Genomic DNA, 24,708 nt, shown 5'->3' with positions numbered 1-24,708 from the left:
TTCACCACTCGCGGTAGGCAATGCCGTTGAGGCCCTTGCCCCGCGCGTGGGAATAGACATCAAAGACGTCTTCGCCATCGCGCGGATTCTGAGCCGGACTGTCGTAGGCGCGCAGGCCCCAACCCCCTTCATCGTCACGTTTGGCCGGCACCAGCGGATCACGCGGGATGCGGCGTAAAAAGTAGAACTTGGCGCCCTTCGCGCTGCGTACATCGCGCACGCCCTCGACCAGCACTTTCAGGTTCGGCGGGTAGCCGCTGCTGTTCAGCGACTTCTCGATGTAACCGGCATCGAACGCACGTTTGTAGGCGTCGATGGCATCGCGAATCTGATACAGCGCATTGCGCAATTCCTGCTCCTTGCCGCGTCGAACCAGGGTCTCGGTCAGCGGCGCGGCCATACTCGCCAGCAGGCCGATCAGGGCCAGCGTCACCACCACTTCGATCAGCGTGAAACCGCGTTGGCAGGCGTTCATGATCAAGGCTTCTCGACGGTGACACGGGTAGTTGCCACGGCCGAGTCGCCGACTGCACGCGGCTGCGCGGCAGGTGACGGCACCACGTAGCTCTGCGAACGATCCGGGGCCTGAATGTGCATGCTGGTTTCGGTGCCGGTGGAGAATTCCATGTCCGACGGGCTCTGGTACGGCAGGTTGCGCACGACCCGAGGGGTAATCGACAACACCAGCTCGGATTTGCCGACAGTGTCCTTGTTGCTGCCAAAGAGCCGGCCCAAACCGGGAATGTCACCAAGGCCGGGAATCTTGTTGCCGGTGGCGCCGTGGTCATTGCGCATCAGTCCGGCGAGGATTTGCGTTTCGCCGTCATGCAAGCGCAGCGTGGTCTGCGCATTGCGTGTGTCGACCTGCACCGGGATCGTGCCCTGACGGGTCGGTTCCAGCGGCGTGGCGTTACTCACTTCGAGGGCAATCTTGATCGCCACTTCGTTGTTCAGATGCACTGTCGGTTGCACCTCGAGTTTCAAACCGACGTCGAGGTAAGTGACGCTTTCGGTGATCACCGGGCCTTGAGTCGACGGCACCGATGTGGCACTGATGATCGGCACCCGCTGGCCGATGTGAATCCGTGCCTGTTCACGGTTGCTCACGCGAATCACCGGGCTGGCGAGCGTGTTGATGTCGTTGTCCTGCGCATTGATCTTGGCCTGTGGCGAAGGCGAGATCGAGATGCGGCTGGAGTTGATCCCTTTGAGCTGATCGAGCAGGGTCACCGCCGAACCGTCGCTGTTGACCACGCCGAAGGTGTTCGGCCATTGCAGGCCGAGGTCGAGAATGCGCTGGGTGGCGACTTCCATCACTTCCACTTCAAGCACCACTTCCGGATTGGACTGGTCTTGCGACTGCAGGAGTTTTTCGGCCATGCGCACGGCGTCTTCGGTGTCGCGCATGGTCAGGGTGTTGAGGCGTTCGTCGACAAACACGTCGCGGGTCTTGAGCATGGTTTTCACCATGTTCAGGGCGGTGTTGGCGTCGATGCTGGTCAGGTAAAAGGTGCGCATCACCAGTTCCTGGTAATCCTTCACTTTCTGCGGCGAATCCGGGTAGATCAGCAAGGTGTTTTCGTTCACCACTTTCTGGTGCAACTGGTTCTGTTGCAGCAGCAGGGTCACCGCGTCTTCGATGCGCACGTCACGCACGAAGATGGTGGCTTTCATGTCCGGGCGCAGGTCCTTGTCGAAGATGAAATTCAGCCCGGCGACCTGCGACAGCACTTCGAAAATGGTCTTGAGATTGGCGTCGCGAAACTCCAGGGTCACCGGGCGATCAAGCTTGGTACGCAACTGCGGATAGACGATGACGTTGCGGCTTTGCACCAGACGGATATTGCCCTGCAGCTCCAGCGCGCCTTCGTTGTTCGGGTCGAGTTCGAGGATCTGTTTGACCTGGCGGTCGGCGCCGTAGATGTCGCCGCGACGCAGGTCACCACGGGCCAGTTCAAGCTTCTCGTCCATGCTGCGCAGATAGTCCATCTGCTTCAGGGCATCCTGGGCACGGCGGTTATTCGGTTCGATGGTCAACACGCGGTTGTAGGCGACCCGCGCGGAAGCAAAATCGCGCCGTGCGCGGTCGGTGTCGCCGGAGGTCAGCAATGCGGTGATTGCCTTGGCCCGGCCGCTGTTGAGCAGCAGGTGCAATTCGGTGTCACGCGGGTCTTCGCGCAACCCCTCCTCGATTCGGGCCAGCCCCGCCTCGTATTGCCCCTGTTCAATCAGGTCGGCGGCTTCCTTGTTGGCCACTTGTGCGGTGCTGCAGGCAGCCAGCCCGGCGCACAGGCCGACACTCATCAGCAAACGGGATCGGTTCATTGCGTGCTCCCCACAGACAGGGTCTGCGACAAATGCAAAGGCAGGTAGACCAGACTCAGTTCCAGATCGGAAATGCCGGTGATCTTCCAGGTGTCGTCGATCACATCCCCGTTGCGCACGACGTAGATTTTCTCACCGCTCTGCAAAAACACTTGCAGGTCGCTGCGGTCATGCAGCCTGCCGACGAATTGAAACGGCAGCGGTGGCAGGCTCGGGGCTTGCACCACCGGGGCGGGGTTGACGGCAATTTCAGTGACGGTGGCCAGGGTCGGCGCGGCTTTCCAGGTCTTCGCCGCGAACAGGTCGCCGGCCGGGCCGAGGTCCTTGATTGGCGCTGTCTTGACCCTGCCTGCCTGGGCGCCATGGCTGGCAGATTTCACCGGCGTGGCCACGGCCACTTCGGCCGATTCCGGGTCTTCGCCTGGCGAGAAGTACTCAGGCAACCAGGCCAGCGCCGCCGCCACACCGAAGAACCCCAGCCAACCGGTCACGCGCTTGGTATTCATCACGACCTCGACAGGTAGAGGGTCAAACGGATCCGCCCGTTGAGGTCGGTGTCACCAATCTTCTTGCGCTGCAGTTCGAGGTCTTCCACCACCACCGCCGGCAACTGCCCGAGCAAGGCATGCAGGAAGCGCCGCAGTTGCGGATAACTGCCACGCACCGGCAAGAGGATCTGATAGCGCGCCAAGTGGGTTTTCGGGTCGACGCCAAGGGCGTACTCGCCGCGCGCCAGGGTGATGTGTTCCTGCGCCGCGAGCGCATAGATGCGATCGATCGCCACGGTGGCCTGCGGTTGCGCCGGCAGCTTGTTGCGAAAGTCATCGAGCTGACGCTGCGGTACCACGGGCGGCGCAATGCTGCCGTCTTCGACCTGGGCCAGATAGTCGCTGGCCTCCTGCGTCTGTGACGTGAGTTGCTGCAACGACTGCCAGCCCGGCAGCAAGCCAGCGAGTGCCCAGGCCAGTGCAACCAGTAGCAGCGCCAGCCCGGCCAGGCCCGGAATACCGAGGCCCTGCAGGTATTCGTGGACGATCAGTCTAGGGATTCGCATCGCCTGTCTCCCAGGTCGCCGACAGGTTGAATTGCACCGGTTGTTCCGGCGATTTGACGACGATTTCGTGGCTGAGCAGCGACACGTCGGACAGTTCGTCACTGGCTTCCAGGCGCTTGTGGAAATCGAGCATGGCTTGCAGATCCCGCGCTTCGGCACTGATGCGCACCTGGCCCTTGCGCGCATCCGGGGTCAGGCTCAGTAGCGCGACGTCGTCACGGGGCAGCGCTTCGAGCATGGCGAACAGGCGTTCCCAGGGGCGCCGCAGTTGCTGGGAAACCTTGCGCATTTCGGCGAGGTTCTGCGCCTGCTCGCGGGTTTCTGCCGGGCTTAATGTGCTCTTGCTGCTGTTATCGCCAGTGAGCTGGCGCTGGGTTGTCTGCAAGTGACCTTGCTGTTGTTCGGATTGGCCATCGAGATGCTGTTGCACGCCCAGGCACAGCAGCGCCAGCACCACACCGCCGCCGAGCAGCCCCCAGCCCAGCGGGCCGGAACGTGGCCGTGGCTGAAAATCCAGATTGAGCGCGCGCATGTCAGGCCACCGCCCGGGACATGACGTACAAGCCGTCACGCACGTTCATCGACGCGTCTTCAAGGCTGCGCAATTGCACGCCCGGCAAGTCTGGCTGCGCATCGAGGCGCGCCGGCGCGTGCAGGTAAACGTTGAAGGCGCGCTCGCTGGTCGAGGCTTGCAGCTGCCGTTCGCGACCGATCAACGCACTCAGCGCGCCATCGCTGTCACTGCCGCCGACCGAGCGCACACTGGCCCAGCGCCCTTCCCTTGTGAGCAACAAGACGCTGCGTTGCGGCTCGGCCACCACGAACAGGAAATCGCCGGAATCCAGGCTTTTGTCGAAACGGTTGAACGCCGCCATCAAATACGGTTGCACCGAGCGCAGGCGCAGACCGCGAGCGCTGACCAGTGTGCGCAAGCGATCGAGCAAATCCTGCGGCAAGGCACTGGCGATGCGGTCGTAACCGGACGGTTCGGCGGACAGCACCAGACTCCACGCCTGAGTCGTCGCGCCGAACAAGTCTTCAAAACACAGTCGGGCAAAGCCGCGCAGTTCTTCAGGGCTGCTGATCTGCGCGCTCCACGGCACCAGGCAGAAACGGCTGAAGTGGCCGGAAATCACTACGCTGACTTCGGCGCCGGCGCGGGCGTGTTCACCGAGCAAGCGATCGAGGGTGTCGAGCGCCACCGCGTAGCTCTGGAAGCCTTCGTCGATGTAACCGACACTGCCCAGCCAGAGAGTGTCGCTACCGCGCCGCTGCCCCAGGCCAACACCGCTGGCGCCGAGCACGGCGATAAAACGCTCACGCGATAAAAGTGACACGATTGATCTCCTCCAGCGTGGTGCGGCCCTGCTCTACCAGCTCCAGCGCCGATTCGCGCAACAGGCGCAAACCACGGGCGCAGGCCAGAGCCTTGATTTGGGTGATCGGTTGACGCTCGACGATCATCTGCCGCAGTTCGTCGTCCAGGTGCAGCAACTCGGCAATCGCCGTACGCCCGCGATAACCGCTGCCCCGGCAGTGGCCGCAGCCCTTGCCATGGACGAAGTGGTAGTGCTCGACTTTTTGCGGATCGAGGCCCGAGGCGCGCAGCTCTTCATCGCTCGGCCTGACCGCTGCGCTGCAACTGGTGCAGACCAGACGGATCAGGCGCTGAGCAAGGATCGCGTTGAGCGCCGAGACCAGGCTGTAGGGGTCGATTTCCATTTGCGTGAAGCGGCCAATCACGTCGAAGACGTTGTTGGCGTGGATGGTGGTGAATACCAGGTGACCGGTGAGCGCCGATTGCACGGCGATCTGTGCGGTATCCGGGTCGCGGATTTCGCCGACCATGATCTTGTCCGGGTCATGGCGCAGGATCGAGCGCAGACCACGGGCGAAGGTCAGGCCTTTCTTCTCGTTGACCGGAATTTGCAACACCCCCGGCAGTTGATATTCGACCGGGTCTTCGATGGTGATGATCTTGTCCACGCCATGGTTGATCTCGGTGATCATCGCGTACAGCGTGGTGGTCTTGCCGCTGCCGGTCGGGCCGGTCACCAGCACCATGCCGTAGGGCTCGGCGGCGAGGCGGCGCAACTGGCGCAAGGTTTCGTCTTCAAAACCCAGCGCCTGCAGTTGCACGCCGCAGACCTTGTCGGCCAGATCCTGTTTGTCGAGCACCCGCAGCACCGCGTCTTCACCGAAAATGCTCGGCATGATCGACACACGAAAATCGATCTGCCGGCCACTGATGCCGATCTTGAAGCGGCCATCCTGCGGCACACGCTTTTCGCCGATGTCCAGCTCGGCCATGACCTTGACCCGCGAGATCACTTGCTCGGCGAACTCGCACCCCTGGACCTTGCTGATGTTGTTGAGCACGCCGTCAATGCGGTACTTGATCACCAGGCCATTGCCGGTGGTGCCGAGATGGATGTCGCTGGCGTGCATTTTCAGCGCGTCGTACAGGGTCGAGTTGACCAGTTTCACCACGCTGCTGGCGTCTTCGCTGATACTCGTCAGCGACAGGCTTTGCAGGGTGTCGATTTCGTGATGGGTGTCGCCCTGGGCATTCAGCGAGTCGACGGCGTGGAAGCTTTCTTCATGGCGGGCCAGATAGGCCTTGAGGTCATCGGCGTGCACCAGATACAGCGGCGCGCCGTGCAGGCAGTCGTCTATCCAGGCCAGCCGCGCCGACTCGAAGGGGTCGGCGAATACGCCAATGACTTCGTCGTTATGGCGCAGCAGGATGAATTCACGTTTGAGGCATTGCGCGAGGGTGACCCGGTCGAATACCGGCGTCGCTTGAAACAGGCTGTCGGTGGCCAGCACCGGGTAATGCAGGGTCGCGCCGAGGCAATCAATGAACGGCATCGGCGCCAATTCGCAGAGCACGGCGAGCGCATCGAGGACGCGTTCGCCCGAGGTGGCGGCCCGTGCCCGGGCCTGAGCCAGCTGTTCACAGGTAAACCGCTCTGCAGCGGTTAGCGCCTGCGGTGGTTCGACGACAACGGACAGACGTTCCATGGCTTGCTCTCCAACCGGGGCCTGAAGCCCTGTCGGCGCGGCAAACTCTGGCGGCTGGTGCCGGAACGTCTGATCGCGCCATTACTCCCCGGTGAGCATCTGATCGTCGTCCGGTGCCATGGCCGTCGCGCGACTTCGTCGCCGATCCGCCAACACCCAACTGCCATCGTACAACTGCAACGGGAAGCTCTCGGTCCTGCTCTGGCGTCGTTCGACAAACCCTTCGGAAGGGCTCGCACCGGGTTTCGCTTCACGCTTGATGCCTAACAGGTCGCAGACAGCTCGGGCCAATTCCGCCAAGGGAAACGGTTTGAACAGGATGTGGCTGACCCCCAGTTGCCGCGCCCGCTCACAGACTTCGGCGGTCGGGTGACCCGTTATCAGCACAAAATGGCACGTCCTGTTCTGGCGGACGGCGTCGAGCACCTCAAAACCTTCCATATCGGGCAAGCGGTAATCGAACACCAGTACATCGGGAGCAAACGCTTCGGCCAAACCGATACCCGTCGCTCCGTCATGTGCAATCCGGACGTCCAGCCCTTGCGCCGACAGATAATCCTGAAGGTTCTGTGCAAGCAGCTGTTCGTCTTCGACAACCAGTACTTTGTTAACCAAGGTCGACTCCTTGAAGCAGCAGATCCGGCAGATGAAACCTTGAGCCCGGGTCTGGTGGAGTGTGCCTTACTCTCGGTAACGCACACTTCATGCCAGGCGCAATGCCAGTATTTTTAAGTCTTCATGTCCTTGAATTCAATGATAATGCCCGCTCGTCCCGGTACCCCGTTCCCCAGAAACGGGGAAGCACCTGAATGGGCATCGAAGCCATTCCCCACTATTGGGGGGAAGCTTCAATCGTCGTCAATTCGTTCGATCCTGTTCTGCGCCCGCAATTGTGCGAGCACCTGACGACGAGCCTGGGCCTGTTGCTGTCGAGCGCGTTCATCCCCGACTGATTCCAGCCCTTGCATACGTGGGACATCGCTCGCCTCCCAGTGGTTCTCTAGATAGACCAGGTGCCAGCCGAATGGTGAGCGCACCGTTGCGCTGACGAAGCCTGCAGAGGCAATGATAGACGCTCGCATCTGTATCAAGCGTATCTGCGCTTGTGCCTGGGTGGTGGCATCGGCATTCGGCGCAACCTTGATCAGCAGTTGCTGAGTGCGGGTGAAACGCTGACGCAGCAATGCGGCAAACATTTGCTGCGCGGCCAGTTCACGAGCCAGGTAATCGCGGTACGACGCCTCGTCGAAGCCGGCGTCCTGTAACCGCCGACCGAAGCGCTCAGCGCCGCCGAGTGCAGTGCGTGTCTGATTGATCTGGTGGTGGAGCGTTTGCTCGTCGATGCGCACACCGCGCTTGCGTGACTCCTGCCACAGCAGCTCGCGGTCGATCAGCGCATCCAGCGCAGCCCGGCGCAGCTGCCTGTAGGCCTTGGGATTGCGAATGCTCGCCACGGCGCGGCCCTGATCTTCCAGGTATTCGGCGAAATAGCGCTCGAGACGAAACTGCGAAATTTCCTCGCCATTGACCCGCGCCGCCGCCGGCCCGTTGTCGGCCCACGCCGCCGGCAAACAGCAGATCAGCAGCCACATCAGGGTTATGAGCTTCATGAGCGGAGCCTCCGTCAGGGGCTGGCAACCATCGGTTTATACGGCGCGACCAGATAGAAGCGCTGATCGGGCAAATCCACGGTCACCACATGGGCGCCGTTCAAGCCCAGTGCGCCGCCCGGGACCGAAGTTCAGGCGCGGCGTCAGACCGGTGTCGAAATCATGCAGGCCTTCGAGCGCGGCGACGAGTTTTTCCCGGCTGGCATCCCGGCCGGCCTGCTTCATGCCTTCGCCGAGCAACAACATCGAGGCGTAGGCGCCGACTTGCAGCACCGCATGTTGCGCGCCCAGCCCTTGGCCCTCACGCAACGTCGACAACGCCATGCGCCCGCTTTGCGTCCAGTCGCTGGGCACGAAGGGATAAGCGAGAAACACGCGCCGGGAAAAGCCTTCCGGCACTTGCAGCAGATCGCCGGCGACCTGGCTCGAAGCGGCAAACAGATACGGCACCTGGCCGGCGTTACGCAGGCGCGTGGCCAAGCGACTGAAACCGCCGCCGCTGCCCAGATAGAACACCGAGCGCGACCCGAGGGGCAATTGCTCGGCCGCCGCGTCGTAGGCGTGCAAGCTGACTTTTTCCCAGCCATGCCCCTGCAGATATAGACCGAGGCTTTGCGCCGCTTGCGCCTGTACCGGGTCATCGGGATAGGCAATCAGGGTCGGCCCCTGCAACACCCGCAAGCTGCCCGTGGCGTAATCGGCCAAGGCCAGCAGCTGCTCGCGCAGCCCGGGCAACGGCGCGAAAATCTGCACGCTGGTCTGCAGGGCGCCAGGCATCGATAACGGACCGATCAGCGGTACGCCGGCCAGTTCCAGCAGCGTCGCCAATTCGCTGTCGAGGGCCGGCGCCAGCGGTGCGATCAAGGCGAACACCTGCTCCTGCTCGATCAATTGACGCAAGGCCAGTTCGGCACTGGCGCGATCCGGTCCGGGATCGATCACCGTCAAACGCACCTGCCGGCCATGAATGCCGCCCGCCTGATTGATCCGCGCGACACTGCCGTTGAGCACCGCTGCCACCGTCATGCCCTCCTCGGCCAACGGCCCCTGGCTGGGCAGCAAGGTCCCCAGGTGCAAGGTCTCGTTGTCGAGGCCGGGGTCGCGCTCGTCGGCGAGCCGCTTGAGGTACGCAGTGAGGTTGCGCTGGTCCTTCATCGACAGGACGAAGCGCGGCATGCTCGGGTCGAGGCGATTGCCTGCCGGATCGCGGCCCTGTTCGATGACCCTCGCCAGGCTGGTTTCGGTGTAGGCCGGGTAGCGCCGACCGTTGACCTGTTGCTGGCCGTAAATGCTGGTCAGCCGTGCCCAGTTCAGTGGTGGCGGACGCACACCGCCTTCAGGCCGTCCGAGGCCATCGGCGCCGTGGCAGTTGGCGCATGGCAGGCTGGTCGCCGGCAGCGCCACGTCCGCCGCGCCTACCCGCGCCATGACCGGCTCGCCGCTGTCCGACAGCCCTTCGCGGTACAAGCGCTTGCCGGCCGCCTCCTCAAGCGTCAGCGGCTGGGCTGTGGCGCCAAGGCTGATGCCAAGGAGCAGAATCAGCGCGAGCGAGCGGCCAGGGTTCATGGCGCAGGCTCAGCGGCCGGCCACGGGCATTGTCAGCAATTGCAAGCGCTGGGCAATGGCGGCGGCCGGGGCATCGGGGCGGATCTTGCTCCAGCGTTTGTTGGCGACGTCGCCGACGATCAGCTGGGTGGAGTGCTGCTCCGGGGTTGGCACGATCTGGCCGATGCGGCTCAGCACCAGGTCCATCTGCGCCTTGTCGCCGGTGAGAAAAAGCCAATGAGGGTCATCGGAACCCTGCTTCAAGGTGTAAGCCTTGAGCACCGCCGGCGTATCGCGCAGCGGATCACTGGTAAGGGAAATGAAAGTGATCGCGTCGGCCTGGTCGCCCAGCAGCTCGCGGACTTCCTTGAGCTTGCGCGTGATCAGCGGGCAGGCATCGTTGCAACTGGTGAAAATCACGTTGAGCAGGACCACGCGGTTCTGCAAGGCGTCGCTGTAGAAGCGCAAGGTCTGGCCGTTCTGGTCCAACAACGGCGTGTCGGTAAACCATGTCTGCGCGTCGTGAGTGCCTTTGGCCGGTGCGGCGACAACGCTCGTCGGGGCATCGGGCGCATGGCCTTCATGGGCAAACGCGACGTTGCTGAAAATCCAGAAACACACGCTCAGCGAAATCCAGTCGAGCATTCTCATGGCTGATGCTCCATGGCGATGGCGGTATGTCTGGCGTGGGTGCGCAGGCCGCTGAGCTTTTCCACTTCCTTGCTGAGCAGCGCCGGATCGGTGAAACCGTAGTAGCGCGTCCAGTGGCGGCTGTCGCCATCGCCGACCAGAATCAGCGGCTGGTGGCTTTTGAAATCGCCGCTGAAACTGCCGAGGCCTTTGAGGGTTTCATTGATCGACTGTGGCGAGCCGGTCAGCCAGCTCCACCCCGGCCCCTGCTGAAAGCTGCGGGCATATTCCTGCAGGCGCTTGGGGTCGTCGCGCTGGGGGTCGATGCTGATCGACACCAGTTGCACCTCATCGCCGACCCGTGCACCGAGTTGTTTCTGCACTTTGCCCATGATCGACGAGACCACCGGGCACACCGTGGTGCAGCTGGTATAGATGAAGCTCATGACGACAATCTTGCCCTGCACCAGATCCGGCTCAAGGCGTACGCTCTTACCGTCCTGATCAAGCAATGGCACGTTGGCAAACTTCACCTGGGCGTGCTCCTGACTGCTGCGTGGCGGCGCCGTATGCCCGGCATGTTCGTCTGCGGAATGGGCCTGGGCTTGTTGAATGCCGAGGCTCAACAGACACAGGGTCAGCACGCCACTGGATACAAATCGGTTCATGGTGAAACTCCTCTTCAGGGCGTCTGGCCCGGGGCGACCCGGACACTGGCAAACGTCTTGTCGTCGAAACCGGCCCCCAGCGACGCCGCGCGCACATGCAGATACCAGGCGCCACTGCGGTCGAGGGTGATCGGCGCTTCATACACGCCGGCGGAAACTTCCTGCGCGGCGACCTCACGCGGGTGAGAGGTGGGCGCCAGGTAATAGCGCAATTGCACGTCTTTCACACCGCTGCGCTGCAGTTTCTGTTTGCCCTGCACGATGCGAAAACGCACCACGTACGGGTCGTTGAGCGCAGCAGTGGTCTTGTCCAGAAGAAACTCGACTTGCGGCTGGCCGAAGTGTTTCGCCACCGCGCCATCGGCTTCGATCAGTGTGCTGAAGCAGTGAATGATGTTCGGTTGATTGAGCAGGAACGCTACATCGAAACGCCCGGCTGGCGGCAGTTTCACCCGGGCGCTGTAAAGCCCCGGCGAGACCTCGCGCAGGCTGCGGTCGATGACCATGGCCGCGCGGGCGATCTGGCCGCGATTGGGATAGCCGGACATCGGCGCGTTCATGCCTTCGGCGTAGAAGTAAGTGGTGTTGTCCACCGGGTTGACGACGAACACCGCGTTGTCGTCGCGCGATACCGCAAGGCTCGACGCGAGCGGCAGATCACCGGCCATGCGCGGTGGTTGCGGGCCGGCTTCGAAGCCCTGGATGATGGGCTGGCGACCCTCGCCCAACGAAGACAGATTGATCATGCTGACCTTGGGCGAGGCCAGTCCGCGCACGTAGGCATAGGCTTGGGTGAACACCAACTGGTAAGGCTCGGCGGAGACTTCGAGGTCATGGATAGCCGTGTCAGTGGCCGCGTCGATCACACTGGCGCGGTTCGCCAGGGTGTTGAGTACCACGCCGAAACGCCCGTCAGCGCTGAAACCCATCGGGCCGAGACCTTGCTGCAACGTGATCACCCGGCGCACGGCGTGGCTGTTGGCGTCGATCACCGTAACGGTGCCGTCCTTGCCGTCAGCCACGTACACCGCGCCGGACAATGCCGAATAGGCAACCGACAAAGGGTGGGAGCCGGTTCTGACCTGCTTGACGATGGCCAGGCTGGCGCTGTCGATCACGCTCAACGTGCCGTCGTCGCGGTTACTGACAAAGGCGAAACGGCTGTCCTTGCTGAAGCTGATTTCGTGATGACCGCGCCCGGTCGGCAAATGTTTCAGCGGCTTGAGGCTTTGGCTGTCAATGACCGTGACGCCGGAGTCTTCGCTTTTGCTGGCGTTATTGCCGACCCAGAGCAGGCGTTCATCCGGTTGCAGCGCGACGCGCACCGGTTGGCTGCCGGCCTTGATCGAATCGAGCACCTTGAACTGCTCGCTGTCGATCACCGCCACTTCGCCGGCGCTGGGCATCGACACGAATACACGTTTGTTGTCGGTCGGGGTGACCCAATCCATCGGCGGCTGTTTGAGCTCGATCCGCGCCAGGGTGCTGGTGATGCCGCCGACCGACACCGAGGGATCGACCACGGCGATGCTGGCGTCACGGTTCATGACCAGCAGGAAATAGCTGTTGAGGTCGAGCAGCGGGCGCGCGCCGATGTTGGATTTGAGGAACACACCGACGCGCGCCTTGCAGCTCTGATCGCGGCCCTGGGCCTGATCAGCGGCGACCGTTTGCGCATCGATCCACGCCCCCGGCGCCACACCGGACAAGACCTGCCCGGAAGCACTGTCGGTCACGCGAAACTGCACATCGGCGAATTCGCCTTCGCGCAGTTTGCCGTCAGCGGCAAGCGGTTTGAGGGCGAAGTCCACCGTCACGCCGTCCCTCTTGAGCGTCTGTTCGCCAGCGGTTTGCGCCACGGCAATCTCGCTCAGCGTCAGCACCGCCCCGACCATGGCCAGCGTGCAAATACCGATGATGTTGATGATCCTGTTCATCTGGCACTCCCCTACCTCTTCATCTGGCAAAACGCCGGCCCCTGTGGGAGCGAGCAAGCTCGCGAACGCGTCTTCAGCGCCACCCTCGAACCCGAATTGCCCCCATTCGCGAGCAAGCTCGCTCCCACAAGGGATTTGCATCCATCCCACTCTCTCACTGCCACCATTGCCCACTGTGGGAGCGGGCTTGCTCGCGAAGGCGTCTCCAGCGTCACCCTTAAAAAACCGAGCTGTCCCCATTCGCGAGCAAGCTCGCTCCCACAAGGGATTTGCATCCATCACACTCTCTCACTGCCACCATTGCCCACTGTGGGAGCGGGCTTGCTCGCGAAGGCGTCTCCAGCGTCACCCCTAAAAAACCGAGCTGCCCCCATTCGCGAGCAAGCTCGCTCCCACAAGGGATTTGCATCCATCCCACTCCCTCACTGCCACCATTGCCCACTGTGGGAGCGAGCTTGCTCGCGAAAGCGTCTGCAACCTCACCCTTAAAAACCGAGCTGCCCCCATTCGCGAGCAAGCTCGCTCCCACAGTTTTTTGCATTTACAGGCCTTGCGTTTGTGCCTACTGCCCCTGCGGTGCCGGTTCCGCTTCGTTGGTCACGCGCAGCAGTCCCCATAGCCCGGAGGTGTTGCCGTAGGCGCCGTAGTCGCGGAACAGGTAATCGCCCGGTATCGCGTTGCTGCCGCCGGCGCTGGGGATCATGAAGCTGAAGTGCGCCGCCGGGAGGATGCTTTCGTGGGCGCCGATGTACATCGACATCGGGTTGTAGCCGAAGCGCACCGAACCGACGCCCGGACTGCCCATCGGATAACCGCCGGTGTCGCTCTTCTCGGCCTGGAACGGGTTGACCGACCAGACATGTCCATCGAGCTGGAAGGTGCTGCCACGACTGCCGCCGCTGGGCATCAGAATATGCGTGCGCAACGGTTGTCCCGGTTTCGCGTAGAGCACCGGCGTTTGCGGATCGCCGCCGATCAGCGCATTGCTGTAAGCCATGTGCGCGTTGGCCATATCGCCGTAACCGGCGCCGTCGGCATGCCCGAACGGTGCGTCAGGCGCGAGGCCGAAGCGATACCACAGCGGTTCGGTTTTGTAGTTGATCGCCATGCTCGAGTTGTCCTGCGGATCGGTCGGCACACCCAAGCCTTCAGCCGCAATGCCCTCGACAGGCCGGCCATTGGCCCAACGGGTGTTCAACGCCTTGTGCCAGACCATCACAAAATCGCGGTAGCTGGTTTGCCCCGGCGCGGTGACCGTGGCGTTGACCTTGCGTACATCGTCAACCCAGGTCGCGCCGATCGGCAGGATGCTCATCGCTGCGCCAAGACCTTTTTGCGGCTGCTTGATCACGTCCGCCGGGGTGATGTTGAGCCCGCCGAACTCCACCGCCGTGGCGTTGATGTTGTCAACACTGCGGCCCAACTGCGTCACCGGTTTACCTTCACGCTCCAGATGCCCGGCGTAGTACTGATAGGTCCGGGTCGGATACGCGCCACTGTTGCCGACGCGCGGTGGCACGGTCTGGATCGGGTTGGCGCCGACGTTGGCACCGTCGGATTTGGTGATGTCGTAGGCCAACAGCTGCGCGTGCAGACCGACGTGGCTGGACGGCCGCATCAGGTTGTTGCTGAAGGTGGTCGAGCCCAGACCACTGTTGCGATCGCGCTTGACCATCCCCTGCATGACAGCGGTCTGAGTCAAATCAGGCATCACGCTCGGCAAACGGTTTTCCAGGGTGATATTGATGCAATCCCCCGCCGCTGCGCGCAGCACCAGCGGCTCGACCGGGATGCCGGGCTTGAGCTTGCCGCTGAGCGGATCCAGATCGGCTTTGCGCACATACAGAATCGCGGTCGGGTCGTGCAACGGCCCGCTCTGACCGCCAATGGTGATAGTTTCGCCGTCCTCCGGATCGGTCACCGTGACTTGTGGAATGCTCACCGTGCGCGAGTTCAGCACCAGGGTTCCACCGGCCGGATTCAGCGGCCCGCCGACATGCTGGCCGAGTCCTGCGGAATCGCCGATGGTCAGGCCCAGGGCATTGCCGAGAATGTCGTTGGCCAGCGCGGCGACCACTTCATAGTTGCGCTGCACAGTGGGTCGCGTGCCGATGCCGTTGGGGTTGGCGCTGATCCGCGGACAACTGCCCTCGAAAGCGACCGTGTTACGCATGCCCGCCGGGCTCGGGTTGTTGGGAATCGCAAAAAGGTCATTGCGCTTGGCGGTGTAGTTGCGCATCACGCCCCAGATACCGCTCCAGTAGCCTTCGATCGAAGCGTCCATCGAGTACAGATAGTCGCCCGTAGTCGCCGCTGAGCTGGAGAGCATCGACACCGGCGCAATGAAGCCCATCTGTTCGGAGATGCCGATCATCTGCGAGGCGCGCCAGCCGGAGTTGGAGCTGTTGCCGAAACCGGAACCGCTCTGCAGCCATTTCACGCCATGCAGGGTCACGTTGTGTTCCTCCTCATGGCCCCCGGCATGCACCCGCAGCCGCACGTTGTCACCGGTGTAGGTACGCAGCATCGGCGTGAACGGATCGCCCGGTTCGGCACCGCCCTTGTTGATGTGCGGCGGGAACAGCGTAGTGCCGCCGGTTGGCCCGGTGGCTGCGGTGAGCAGGTTCGGCGCCAGGTTCATCGCCGGGATCGCCCGGTCGGTGCGGCTTTGCATGGCGAACGACAGATCTCCGCCGAGGCCGTCGGCCTGCATGCCGCGCTTGCCATCCGGGCCGACTTTGTTCGGGTCGTACACGCGCAGGGCCAGCGGCTCGTTGCGGTAATTGACGACGAACATGCCCGGGTCATCCACCGAAATCGCCTGCGGACACGGCCGGCTCGGACAGCCCGGCACCTGACCGCCCTGCACTTCCAGCACGCCTTCAAGCAAAGTGCTGGCGTTGTTGCGCACTGGCGGATTGATCGCGTAGCGGAAGCTGTCGGCGGTGGCCGGGAACGCTTGCGCATTGGGCACGCCATTGGGTCCGGCACCGACGTAGACGCCGGCTTCATAGGCGTGCTGGAAGTCGCTGTATTCAAGGAAGAACTCGCGGAAGCTGTCGTTCTTGCCGTCGCCATCGAGGTCACCGGTGTTGATCACCGCTTGCCACGACGTCGGCCCGCCGTCCTGACGCGCGCCGCTGTACAACGGCTCGCCGGTCTCGGCGTGCAGCCAGGTCGAACCGGCCGGTTCCGCCAGCACCGTGGCGTACAGCCCGATCTGCTGGTGCGTCGATGGGCCGAGGTGGTCGTGGGTGAAGATCGTGCCGAGGCCGCGATCGACACCTTTGATGTTCACCACCGGGTCGACGAACCAGCGCTGCATCGCCGTGCGCGCGCCAACCCAGTCAGCCCGTCCGTACTGACCGAAGAACGGGTGTGCCTTGGCTTTCGGGCAGGCTTGAGTACCGTCGCGCGGGTCACTGCCCTCGCACTGGTTGAACGCACGGATGGCATGAATGCGTTCCTGCACAGCGCCCGGGGAAAGCACACCGTCCTCATAATTCCAGCCGTTGGACGAACCATCGGCGGAAGTCAGATCCCACTTTGGCAGGTGGATGTGCTGACCGATCACGTCGGTCGGTGTGCGCACCTGGTAATCGTCCATCTCGTACGTGGCCGGCACCAGGTTGGTTTGCTGGTACTGCACGCAGTCGAAGGTGTTCATGCGCATCACCAGCGGCTCTGGCGGACGCTGTTTGGTGATCACCGGCCAGGCGTCTTCCCACAGCGCGAGAATGCGCGCCTGCGGGAAGTGATAACCGACTTTGTTGTACACCGCGTCGAACTGAATGTTGGCAGCCTTGTAAATCCGTGGCCGGTCGGCGGTGAACGTCGAGGCACCGACAAACGACAGGCCATCGATGCGCTCGCCGCTGTTGAATTCACCGCTGCCGGCGCTGTTGGTCAAGCGTTTCTGCCGGTCGTCCATGCACGGTTCGTAGTAAGGCGCGCCGGCCATCGGCAAGGCGCCGTTGGTACGGAAAGCCTTGGCCACCACTTGATTGCCGGGCAGCAAGGCATAGCTCGGGTGATCCTTTTTCGCGTGGAAGGCCATTGCGGCCTGTTCGACCTCGGTGCCCTCCTCGGGCATGTAGATCGGTTTGGCCCGCACCACTTCCTTGGAGAAGTCCAGCGAAGTGGTCACCGTATGCGCCTCGCCTCCGGCCGCCACGCCGTCAAGAGTATGCCGTTGCAGGCCGCCGTCCCAGCCACCGGACTGCGCCGGGTCGAGGTTGGCCCACAGCGCCTTGCCGCTGGCCTTGAGCGCTTGCGCGGTGGCCGCGTCGAGCATGTCCAGTGGCGGGGTTGGCGGACGTTGGCCGACCGAGCTTTCCATGCCGCCGATCCAGAACGGATAGCCGGGGTTTTTCAGGCTGCCGTCAGCATTGCGGTTGGCTTCGCTGCGATCGACCAGCGCCAGGGAGCCGATGGCTTGACCACCAGCGTTGCCGCCATGGTGCTCACCGTCATCATCGCCCTCTTCTTCATCAACCTCGTCATCATGGCCGGCAATCAGGGTTTCACCGATTTTCGGCACTACCACGACTTTGCCCGGCATCGGCGCCATGGCTTTGCCGGGCAGCGGCACGATCGCCGGAATCGGTGTGCCGGCGACGATCTCGCCGTCCGGCAAGGCGCGCGCGCCGGCCGCCGGTTTGCCGCTGCGCAGGGCAAACGGTTCGCTGTGATAGCCGTCGGCGCCTTGCTGCGAAACGTCGAGCCGGGTGCCCTCTTCGAACACATCATGCACCCGCCACATTGCCCACATGCCCTGGGCAAAGTGCGGATAGAAGTGGCAGTGATAGATCGCATCGCCCGCTACCCGATTGCGGTTGCCTGAACCGCCATTGGCGATTTCATAGGTGTAACCGGCACCGGGACCGATGCCTTGGGCGTCGACGTAATCGGAGTTGTCGTCGTTGGGATTGAACAGCCACTGATGGCCGTGCAGGTGGAAGATGTGCTGCTCGTGACCGTTGTGGGTATTGCGAAATTTGACGAAGTCGCCGATGTAGCTGTGATTGACGTTCGACGGCTCCGACGGGAACAGCGCCATGGTCGCCTTCACGCCAATCTGATCGGCGTTCGGGGTCTGCCCGGGAGCGATGTTTTCCAGCCCGGCGTTGGCCGGTACGTCAACCAGCATGGCGACGTCGCCAACGGTGTGCGAGCTGAGGAAAAATTCCTCATAGGCACAGGACAGGCAATCGTGCATCGGCCCTACACCCAAGCGATTGGCGACGACTTCGGCGCCCATGCCGCCGGAGCCGTAATTGATCATGAACGAATCGCGGGTCGGTTCCAGCACATGGGCCATCACCGGGTCGGCCCAATAGGCGGGGAATGCCTGGGTGGCAGCGGTTTCATCCTGGAATTGCGAAGCGAAATCGCGGAACGGCTCCAAGCGATTCGGGATCGCCGGGTTGCGTTTGCCCACCGACTCCAGCGGATAGGTGCTGGGCGGGAAGCTGCCGTCGGCGTTGCTGCCCATCACGATCGCGTCACTTTCACTGGAGATGATTTCGTTGCCGTCGACCATGTTGATGATCGGCGTGCCGGCCTTGCCTTCGCGCAGCCACGGCTCGCGCTGCGGATAGCGTGCCTGGTAATCGACAATCGGCTGCCCGGCCGGCGTGCGCCCGCTGGTGGCCAGGCGCATTTCTTCTTCGCTCAGCGTGTTGCGGTAGCTGCGGCCGCCCTTGGGCAGCACGACCACTTGGCCGAACAGCCCGTTGGCGACGTTGCCCGCAGCGCCTTCGCCACCAAATGTGGCGCCTCGACTGCTCACGGCAAACGCGCCTTCGCGCTCGGCAAACAGGGTGTAGGAACGGCTGGCTCCCGGCACGATCAAGGTGTTGGGGTTACGCCCGGTGAACGATGAAATATCGTCGATACTGTTGACCGCTTGAAGGCCGTTGACCTGGAAACCGATGTGGCGGTCAGCCACTTGCTCATCGACCTTGAACGCGTCGATCGCGTTGGGGTTTTCCTCACCTTCCGCCCCTTCGACATGCTTGTTCGGGTTGGCCTGATAGTCGAGCAGGTTCTGCAGATTGATCGTCAGACAGTCCCCAGCCGCCACCCGCAATACCAAGGGCCGTGGACGCTTGTCAGGCCGCAACGCAACCTTGCCTGGCACCGCCGCGCCACCGTAAGCCAGCGACACGTCGTGCTCATCGACCACGTCGCGGCGCAGGGCGAACATCATGCCGTTGGCGTTTTGCGCACCGAGGCGGTTGAACATCAGCGGCTGATCGAACGCCACGACGTTGGCCACCAGGTTGCGCTCGCAACGTACCGCCGCGCCGGCCAGTTCGACGCTGAGCAGCGAGGCCATTATCAACAACCCGTTAATCAGGGATGGAACGTGAGGAAAGCCAGCCATGATCGGTAACCTCGTAGTGGGTGCTCTTTGGAACACTTCTGCACAAATGCCCCGGAGCAAGCCGCGTGCCACAAAAAATCCTTCGGCATATCAGTCAGTTAAAGCGCCGACCTGAGAATCCGGGGGATATTCCCCACCCGTTTGCCCCACTTTCCGGGCCTGCCCGGTTGGCCCCGAAAGTGGGGAATCGGGTAAAGGGCTCACAACGGCGCATCCATCGCCAAGCCCTGCAGACGCCGGTACTGGCGCAGCACATTCGGCACATAGCGCTGAGTTTCGGCGAACGGTGGAATCACCCGACCACGGCTGAGCACCGCATCCGGGCCGGCGTTGTAAGCCGCCACGGCGAGAGCGATGTCGTTGTTGAACAGGGTCATCAGGCGCTTGAGGTATCTGGCCCCGCCCTGGATGTTGGCCTTGGGGTCATAGACGTCGGTCACGCCCAGCTCGCGCGCGGTGTCGGGCATCAATTGCATCAGCCCACCCGCGCCTTTGGCTGAGGTGGCGCCGGGGTTGTAATGCGACTCGGCGTTGATCACCGCGTGCAACAGCGCCTCGGGCAACTGGTTGACTTTGGCCGCTGCGGAAACCAGCTCTGCGTAAGGCTGATTGGCGATCATCTGTGGCTGCTGGTCGAGGCTGGCCACTGCCGCGTCCGCCTCGTGAATGACTCGTTCGTAAGTGCGTCCGGGCCGATGCACGTTGGACAGCACGTAGCTGCCCTTGGCGTCCACGGAGATGAAGACATCGGCTTGCGCGGCGCCGCTGAGCAGCGCACATCCGAGCAATCCACTGGCGAGAAATTTCATGTCGGGCCTCCCCGGACCGGCCCCCGATAAATTGGGGGAAATGCCCCAGTGGCCGATCACGATCGAGCTCTACGCAAGCACTGTGCCGTTTTCTGCAAGGCCCGAATAACAAGGCCTCCAGCGCGGCAGATGGTTTCCTGCGGGGCTGAGCATGGCAATTGCATAGGCCCCTATGGCGACTCGATTGCCATCTACGGGAGATCATCATGAAGCGGCCCTTTCGTCCGCGTGGCCAACGCGGTTTTACCCTGCTTGAATTGCTCGTGGTGCTGGTGGTGCTCGGCCTGCTGGCCGGTATCGTCGCGCCGAAATACTTTGCCCAGCTCGGTCGCTCCGAGGTCAAGGTGGCCAAGGCGCAAATCGAAGGTCTGAGCAAAGCGCTGGATCTGTACCGCCTGGAAGTCGGCCATTACCCGTCGACCGAACAAGGCTTGCAGGCGCTGGTACTGGCACCCAGTGATGAGGCGAAATGGACCGGCCCATACCTGCAAAAAAGCTGCCGCAGGATCCATGGGGCCGTAATTACGCCTACCGCTACCCCGGCGAAAACAGCGAGTACGACTTGCTGTCGATGGGCAAGGACGGCCAGCCCGGCGGCGAAGGCGAGAACGCTGAAGTCACCAATTGGCAATGAGCGGAGCGCGGCCCCATGCGATTTCATCTCAAAGCGGTCGGCAAGGCCGGCGTGGTGTCGATGCGCGTCGAAGCGCCGGGAGACAGCGAAGCGCGGCGGATTGCCGAGGACCAGGGTCTGCGGGTGCTCAGTGTGCACGCCGACAAGCACTGGCGTGCGCTGAAACTGCGTCAGCGCGAGACCTTCAACCTGGTGCTGTTCAGCCAGGAACTGACCACCCTGCTCAACGCAGGCCTGCCGCTGATCGATGCGCTGGAAAGCCTCGCCGAAAAGGAAAGCGCCCCCGCTGCGCGCAAGACCCTCAGCGAATTGGTGCGCCTGCTTTACGAAGGCAAATCCTTCTCACAGGCGCTGGCGCAGTTGTCGGCAGTTTTTCCGCCGTTGTACGTGGCGCTGGTGCAGTCCAGCGAGAAGACTGGCGCGGTCGGCGATGCATTGGGGCGTTACGTCAGTTATCGCCAGCGCATGGACGAGGTGCGGCAGAAAATCATCAGTGCTTCGATCTACCCGATGCTCTTGCTGGTGGTCGGCGGTGGCGTGGTGTTGTTCCTGATGGGCTACGTGGTGCCGCGTTTCAGTCTGGTATTTGAAGGGCTGGGCAATAACCTGCCGTGGCTGTCGCAGGTATTGATGAGCAGCGGCATGTTTCTGCATGCGCACCAGGCGCAGTTCTTTGGCGCCTTGGCGGCGCTGGTCATTGCCCTCGCCGTGGCGCAGAAACAGCCGGCGTTTCGCCGTGGGCTGGATCGCCTGGTGGAGAAACTGCCGGCCGTGCATCAACGGATTTTCATGTATGAGCTGGCGCGGTTCTATCGCTCGCTGGGGATTCTGCTGCAGGGCGGAATTCCACTGGTGACGGCAATGGGCATGGTTCGAGGCTTGCTCACCGTGGCCTCGCGCACGCGCCTGGATCAAGCCTGCGAACGGGTCCGCGAGGGCCAGTCCTTGTCAGCCGCGCTGGAGCTCAATCACTTGGTGACGCCGGTATCGCTGCGTCTGCTGCGGGCAGGCGAGCAGTCCGGCAACCTCGGTCAGATGATGGAGCGCAGCGCCGACTTCTACGACGAGGAAATCAGCCGCTGGCTGGAATGGTTCGTGAAACTGTTCGAGCCATTGCTGATGACTTTCATCGGCCTGCTGATCGGCGTCATCGTGATCCTGATGTACATCCCGATTTTCGAGTTGGCCTCGAGTATTCACTGACCACGGGAACGGGTCGGATCCCGGCAGCAACGCACTGTGCGTTCCCAAACAAAACCATAAACACGGAGAACGATATGCAGATCAAAAAGCTCGTGCTGGCAATGGCCATCGGCGCCGTTCTGTCAGCGTCTACCGTAATGATTCCGGACAGTTTGTCCGGGGTGTCCAGTGCACATGCCAAAGATGGGGGGAGCGGTGGCGGGAGTGGTGGAAGCGGAGGTAGCGGGAGTGGAGGTGGAGGTGGCGGCAGTCATGGTGGCAATGGTGGCGGGAGTGGCGGTAACGGCAGTGGCGGAGGAAGCGGTGGCGGCGGCAGCCATGGCGGAGGCGGCAACAGCGGCAGCGGAGGTGGCGGCAACAGTGGCCACAGCGGCAGTGACCATGGCTCGGGCCACTCGGGCAACAGTGCGTCTTCCTCCTCCGGCCGCAGCGGCACCCACGCCGAACCTGGGGATGACCATGGCGTCCATCGCGCTGGCGAGGTAGGCGACGACCATGGTGTCCACCGAGCCGGTGAAGCAGGCGATGACCATGGCGTGCATGTCGGTGGCGAACCAGGCGATGACAAGCGCGCCAACTGAGCGGCCCTGAAACTGCCGACAAGTTACTGTGGGAGCGAGCCTGCTCGCGAAAGCGTTGGTTCAGTCAGCACCTCAGCGTCTGAATGATCGCCTTCGCGAGCAGGCTCGCTCCCACAGTTCGGTCGGCGTAGGGATCAAAGATTCACGTGGCTCTGATTAAGCTTCTCACGCAAAAACTCCACCAGCGCTTGCACCGGCCGCGAAGCCTGGCGATGCTGCGGATATACCGCTGACAAGGTCAGTGGCTCCGGGCGTAAATCATCCAGCACCGGCACCAGCCGCCCGTCCTTCAGCGCCGCACCGACGATGAAGGTCGGCAGATAGGTAATCCCCATCCCCTGCACCGCCGCGTCTCGCAGCAGTTCGCCGTTGTTGACGCGCATGCGCCCGGCGACGTTGATCAGTACCGGTTTGCCCGGCGCTTCGTTGAAGCGCCATTGCACCGAGCGTCCGTGACCGTACGGCAAGCAGTCATGGCTGTGCAGGTCTTCGGGTTTGAGCGGTGTGCCGCGCTCAGCGAGGTAGGCCGGGCTGGCGCAGTAGACCCGTTCGATGCTGGCAATGCGGCGGGCGATCAGTGTCGAGTCCTCCAGTACGCCGATGCGCAGGGCCAGGTCGTAGCCCTCGCCGAGCAGGTCGACCGGGCGATCGCTCAAATCGACCTCGACGGTGACTTCGCGATAACGCTGCAGGAACAACGGCAGCAGACAACCCAGATGCGCCACGGCGAACGACAGCGGCGCGCTCAGGCGAATCGTGCCGCGCGGCTCCGCGGTTTCGCCAGCGATGCCCTGCTCGACCTGCTCCACTTCTGCGAGCAAGCGCAACGCCGATTCGTAATAGCTCTGCCCCAGAGGCGTGACGTCGAGGCGGCGGGTCGAGCGATTCAACAAGCGCACACCGAGGCGCTCTTCGAGTTGCATCAAACGGCGGCTGACGAACTGCTTGGACAGGCCCAACTGGTCGGCCGCGGCGGTGAAGCTGCCGGAGTCCATGACCTGGCAAAAAATACGCATGTCTTCGAACGGGTTCATTGTCACTCTCTGGTGGACAGTTAAACGCTTTATAGCCGCTTTTTCGCTTTTCAGCAGCCCATTAATCTGTGCTCACGGTGTTGCTGAGGCCGCAAACCCAGTGCCACAGCAGCCCGCAACTCAGGCAAACAATCAAAATCATTCAAAAGGATTTCCACCATGAACATCGTAAAGAAAACCCTCGCCGCGTCCCTCCTCGCCCTCTCCGTCAGCAGCGCTTTCGCCGCCGGCAGCCCTGGCGTCGAACACAACACCCAAGCGTTCCTCGATGCCCTCGCCGCTGGCGGTGGTCGTCCGCTGGAGCAACTGAGCCCGAAAGACGCCCGTGCGGTGCTGACCGGTGCGCAGGCCTCGGTGAAGGTTGATCTGTCCGGTGTGGAAGTCAGCGACAAGGCGATCAAGGTCGATGGCCAGACCCTCAACCTGAAAGTGGTGCGTCCGGCCAAGGTCAAGGGCGAGTTGCCGGTGTTCATGTTCTTCCACGGTGGCGGCTGGGTGCTCGGTGACTTCCCGACGCATCAGCGCCTGATTCGTGATCTGGTGGTCGGCTCGGGCGCTGTTGCGGTGTATGTCGATTACACGCCATCGCCGGAAGCGCAGTACCCGACCGCAATCAACCAGGCTTACGCTGCGACCAGATGGGTGGCCGAGCACGGCAAGGACATCGGTGTCGATGGCAAGCGTCTGGCGGTGGCCGGCAATAGCGTCGGCGGCAACATGGCGGCGGTCGTAGCGTTGATGGCCAAAGAGCAGAAAGCCCCGGCGCTGCGCTTCCAGCTGTTGATGTGGCCGGTGACCAATGCGCAGTTCGACGACGGGTCGTACCAGCAATTTGCCGAGGGCCACTTCCTCACCAAAGGCATGATGCAGTGGTTCTGGGACAACTACACCACCAACCCGGCCGAACGTGCGCAGATCCATGCCTCGCCGCTCAACGCCAGCGCCGAACAGCTCAAGGGCCTGCCCGCTGCGCTGGTGCAGACCGCCGAGTTCGACGTGCTGCGTGACGAAGGCGAAGGCTATGCGCGGCACCTGGATGCGGCCGGCGTGCCGGTGACCTCGGTGCGCTACAACGGGATGATTCATGACTTCGGTCTGCTCAATCCGCTGAGCCAGATACCAGAGGTTAAGGCTGCGGTGCGCCAAGCGGCAGCCGAGCTGAAGACTCATCTGAATCCATAAAAGCAAAAGATCGCAGTCTGCGGCAGCGCCTACCCTGGAATACGATTCCCTGTAGGAGCCGCCGCAGGCTGCGATCTTTTTCTC

18 protein-coding genes and 2 pseudogenes are annotated in these 24,708 nt (G+C 62.7%); 4 read left to right on the top strand and 16 right to left on the bottom strand.

The features are described 5' to 3' along the window. Position 1 precedes the first annotated feature (1 nt). From ACZZZ4_RS19150 to ACZZZ4_RS19080, 15 genes and pseudogenes are all read right to left on the bottom strand, one after another. Positions 2–475, bottom strand: coding sequence for a type II secretion system protein (locus ACZZZ4_RS19150; RefSeq protein WP_415763066.1), 474 nt, complete (start codon positions 473–475; stop codon positions 2–4). 2 nt (positions 476–477) lie between these two features. After that, the gene (locus ACZZZ4_RS19145; protein ID WP_463548461.1) at positions 478–2,325 is read right to left on the bottom strand and encodes a secretin N-terminal domain-containing protein; all 1,848 of its coding nucleotides are present in this window, start codon (positions 2,323–2,325) and stop codon (positions 478–480) included. Beyond that, positions 2,322–2,831, bottom strand: coding sequence for a hypothetical protein (locus tag ACZZZ4_RS19140; protein WP_463548460.1), 510 nt, complete (start codon positions 2,829–2,831; stop codon positions 2,322–2,324). The genes ACZZZ4_RS19145 and ACZZZ4_RS19140 overlap by 4 nt, the downstream gene beginning before the upstream one ends. Further along, entirely contained in the window at positions 2,831–3,379 is a 549-nt protein-coding gene (locus ACZZZ4_RS19135; RefSeq protein WP_150741543.1) for a GspMb/PilO family protein, read from the bottom strand. Before ACZZZ4_RS19135 ends, ACZZZ4_RS19140 begins: the two co-directional genes overlap by 1 nt. Then, on the bottom strand, positions 3,366–3,911 hold the full coding sequence (locus ACZZZ4_RS19130; RefSeq protein WP_415763070.1) for a PilN domain-containing protein: 546 nt from the start codon (positions 3,909–3,911) through the stop codon (positions 3,366–3,368). Before ACZZZ4_RS19130 ends, ACZZZ4_RS19135 begins: the two co-directional genes overlap by 14 nt. Before the next feature lies 1 nt (position 3,912). Then, positions 3,913–4,716, bottom strand: coding sequence for a hypothetical protein (locus tag ACZZZ4_RS19125; protein ID WP_463548459.1), 804 nt, complete (start codon positions 4,714–4,716; stop codon positions 3,913–3,915). Then, complete coding sequence (locus ACZZZ4_RS19120) at positions 4,697–6,403, bottom strand: GspE/PulE family protein (protein WP_463548458.1); 1,707 nt, start codon at positions 6,401–6,403, stop codon at positions 4,697–4,699. The genes ACZZZ4_RS19125 and ACZZZ4_RS19120 overlap by 20 nt, the downstream gene beginning before the upstream one ends. Before the next feature lie 81 nt (positions 6,404–6,484). Beyond that, a complete protein-coding gene (locus tag ACZZZ4_RS19115) occupies positions 6,485–7,018 on the bottom strand; it encodes a response regulator (protein ID WP_122700545.1) in 534 nt (177 codons plus the stop codon). A 233-nt stretch (positions 7,019–7,251) separates the two neighbouring features. Next, positions 7,252–8,013, bottom strand: a complete 762-nt coding sequence (locus ACZZZ4_RS19110) for a SurA N-terminal domain-containing protein (protein WP_463548457.1) — start codon at positions 8,011–8,013, stop codon at positions 7,252–7,254. Between the two features lie 14 nt (positions 8,014–8,027). Next, positions 8,028–9,579: pseudogene (locus ACZZZ4_RS19105) on the bottom strand (cytochrome c/ABC transporter substrate-binding protein). A 9-nt stretch (positions 9,580–9,588) separates the two neighbouring features. Then, on the bottom strand, positions 9,589–10,209 hold the full coding sequence (locus ACZZZ4_RS19100) for an SCO family protein (protein ID WP_434768421.1): 621 nt from the start codon (positions 10,207–10,209) through the stop codon (positions 9,589–9,591). Next, on the bottom strand, positions 10,206–10,856 hold the full coding sequence (locus tag ACZZZ4_RS19095) for an SCO family protein (protein ID WP_463548456.1): 651 nt from the start codon (positions 10,854–10,856) through the stop codon (positions 10,206–10,208). Before ACZZZ4_RS19095 ends, ACZZZ4_RS19100 begins: the two co-directional genes overlap by 4 nt. A 14-nt stretch (positions 10,857–10,870) precedes the next feature. After that, entirely contained in the window at positions 10,871–12,793 is a 1,923-nt protein-coding gene (locus tag ACZZZ4_RS19090; RefSeq protein ID WP_463548455.1) for a YncE family protein, read from the bottom strand. A gap of 562 nt (positions 12,794–13,355) precedes the next feature. Further along, positions 13,356–19,181 (bottom strand): manganese-oxidizing multicopper oxidase MnxG, encoded by a 5,826-nt coding sequence (mnxG, locus tag ACZZZ4_RS19085; protein WP_463548454.1) that lies wholly within the window; start codon positions 19,179–19,181, stop codon positions 13,356–13,358. A 200-nt stretch (positions 19,182–19,381) separates the two neighbouring features. Next, complete coding sequence (locus ACZZZ4_RS19080; protein ID WP_415763080.1) at positions 19,382–19,990, bottom strand: lytic transglycosylase domain-containing protein; 609 nt, start codon at positions 19,988–19,990, stop codon at positions 19,382–19,384. Between the two features lie 206 nt (positions 19,991–20,196). Between ACZZZ4_RS19080 and gspG the strand changes: the two are divergent. From gspG to ACZZZ4_RS19065, 3 genes and pseudogenes are all read left to right on the top strand, one after another. Beyond that, positions 20,197–20,624 (top strand): annotated as a pseudogene (gene gspG / locus ACZZZ4_RS19075) (type II secretion system major pseudopilin GspG). A gap of 15 nt (positions 20,625–20,639) precedes the next feature. Continuing rightward, positions 20,640–21,827, top strand: coding sequence for a type II secretion system F family protein (locus ACZZZ4_RS19070; RefSeq protein WP_460118098.1), 1,188 nt, complete (start codon positions 20,640–20,642; stop codon positions 21,825–21,827). Between the two features lie 74 nt (positions 21,828–21,901). Next, the gene (locus ACZZZ4_RS19065; RefSeq protein WP_463548453.1) at positions 21,902–22,408 is read left to right on the top strand and encodes a hypothetical protein; all 507 of its coding nucleotides are present in this window, start codon (positions 21,902–21,904) and stop codon (positions 22,406–22,408) included. Between the two features lie 134 nt (positions 22,409–22,542). On the opposite strand, the gene ACZZZ4_RS19060 is transcribed toward ACZZZ4_RS19065, so the two are convergent. Next, positions 22,543–23,442, bottom strand: a complete 900-nt coding sequence (locus ACZZZ4_RS19060; protein ID WP_463548452.1) for a LysR family transcriptional regulator — start codon at positions 23,440–23,442, stop codon at positions 22,543–22,545. 159 nt (positions 23,443–23,601) lie between these two features. Between ACZZZ4_RS19060 and ACZZZ4_RS19055 the strand changes: the two genes are divergently transcribed. After that, positions 23,602–24,624, top strand: a complete 1,023-nt coding sequence (locus ACZZZ4_RS19055) for an alpha/beta hydrolase (protein ID WP_463548451.1) — start codon at positions 23,602–23,604, stop codon at positions 24,622–24,624. Positions 24,625–24,708 lie beyond the last annotated feature (84 nt).

The sequence above is a fragment of the Pseudomonas sp. AC252 genome, assembly GCF_979258105.1.
The sequence above is the reverse complement of the archived record's forward strand: the minus strand, read 5'-3'. Positions and strand labels throughout refer to the sequence as shown.